Here is a 316-nt window from a genome sequence, read left to right as displayed (position 1 = left end):
GGCGATCCCGGCTCCGACAGCGGTCCCGGCTCCGAGAACAGCCCCGCCGTCGACCACATGGCGCCCATCTACGCGGCGATCGAAGAGGCGAAGGCCGCGGGCGTGTACTCGGGATCCGACCACTACGCGACACGGCTCGACGGCGATCTCGCCGCCGTGCTGCAGACCGCGGCGAACGCGTGGATCGGCGTCGGCGAGGCGGTGCAGCACGTGGTGACGCACCTCACGGTGTCGGTCAACAGCCCGTCGATCAACGGCCCGTCGATCAACGGCCCGTCGAGCACCAGCCCGTCGCCGACCCGGAACTGAGCGATGC

The 316-nt window shown here is 70.9% G+C and carries 1 protein-coding gene; it reads left to right on the top strand.

Going from position 1 to position 316, the window contains the following annotated elements:
- Positions 1–309 (top strand): Ykof family thiamine-binding protein (locus CH42_RS00055; protein ID WP_239683883.1); only part of this gene is annotated, 309 nt, incomplete at its 5' end.
- Positions 310–316 lie beyond the last annotated feature (7 nt).

The sequence above is a fragment of the Leucobacter musarum subsp. musarum genome (assembly GCF_001273845.1).
Taxonomy (GTDB): domain Bacteria; phylum Actinomycetota; class Actinomycetes; order Actinomycetales; family Microbacteriaceae; genus Leucobacter; species Leucobacter musarum.
Note: the sequence above shows the minus strand (reverse complement) of the source record. Positions and strands in the feature narration are given on the sequence as shown.